The sequence below is a fragment of the Diaphorobacter sp. J5-51 genome (genome assembly GCF_001023515.1).
Classification (GTDB): Bacteria; Pseudomonadota; Gammaproteobacteria; order Burkholderiales; family Burkholderiaceae_C; genus Diaphorobacter; species Diaphorobacter nitroreducens.
Genome location: NZ_JSYI01000136.1, coordinates 1 through 1,011 on the forward strand (window position 1 = coordinate 1; position 1,011 = coordinate 1,011).

The window sequence follows — 1,011 nt, forward strand, 5'->3', positions numbered from 1 at the left end:
GCCGTGGCGCTGGTGGCGGGCGGCTTTGGCTGCTGCATCACCACCCGCTCGGCCACCAGCTTGCGCCTGCCCGGCGTGACCTACCGGCCGCTGCGCTCGCGCCACCTGAGCGACATCGAGCTCAGCTGCCTGTACCGCAGCGATGACCCTTCCCCCGTGCTGGGGGCATTTCTGGACGTGGTGCGCGCCTTTGCACAAGTGCGCGCCGCTGCGCCGGGGTAGCCGCCTGCGGCAGCGCTCACCGCTCACCGCTCAGAAGGCTTTTACGAGCGAGAAGCGCAGCAGAGAGCCCTTGGGCTGCGCGCCGGTGCCTGCCTCGGCGCTCAGCTCCTTGTAGAGCGCGCCCTTCAGGAACATGCCCGCGCCAGGCACGGGATAGACCACCTCGGCGCCCAGCGCGTGGCGCGATGCCTTGTGGGTGCTGGCGCCCGGCCCGCTGTCTTCGCTGGTCTGCCACTGGCTGTAGCCCACCAGCCCCGCCTGCCAGGCGCCGAAGGACTTGCCCAGGCCCCATTCCAGCGTGATCTGGTTGCCAGGGCGCATGCCCGCGCCGTTCTTGCCGTTGCGCTCGAAGCGCATCAGCCCCGAACCCGACCAGGTCTTGGCGCCGTCGAAGTAGTAGGTCAGGCCGCCCGTGAGCATGGTGCTCTTGAAGCCCTTGCCCGGGGAGGCGGGGTCGCTGGTGCTGGCGGTGTCGAACCACATGCCCGCGGCCGCCACGGCGTCCCACTGGGGGCCATGCCAGCCCAGCACCAGCGGCCCCAGATACACGTCGCCCACGCCCGAGCGGGTGTCGGAGATGCCCGCCGCGTTGATGGTGAGCGAAGTGCGCATCAGGGGCACGATGGCCTCCATGCCGTAGTCGGCGCCCAGCAGCTTGTGCTGCGTGACCCAGACGAAGCGGTTGGCCAGCGCCGAGACGGTGCCGCGGTTGTGCCCCGGCAGGTTGCTCTTGGTGCCTGGCGCGCGGAAATCGTCGATGTCGTAGTTGAGGAGATAGCCCAGGTAGTA

1 protein-coding gene and 1 pseudogene are annotated in these 1,011 nt (G+C 69.7%); one reads left to right on the forward strand and one right to left on the reverse strand.

Annotated elements, in window-relative coordinates; genetic code table 11:
* Positions 1 to 222 (forward strand): annotated as a pseudogene (locus tag OX89_RS17060) (LysR substrate-binding domain-containing protein); the annotation flags it as partial.
* 30 nt (positions 223 to 252) lie between these two features.
* On the opposite strand, the gene OX89_RS17065 reads toward OX89_RS17060, so the two are convergent.
* Positions 253 to 1,011 (reverse strand): transporter (locus OX89_RS17065; RefSeq protein ID WP_047351519.1); only part of this gene is annotated, 759 nt, incomplete at its 5' end.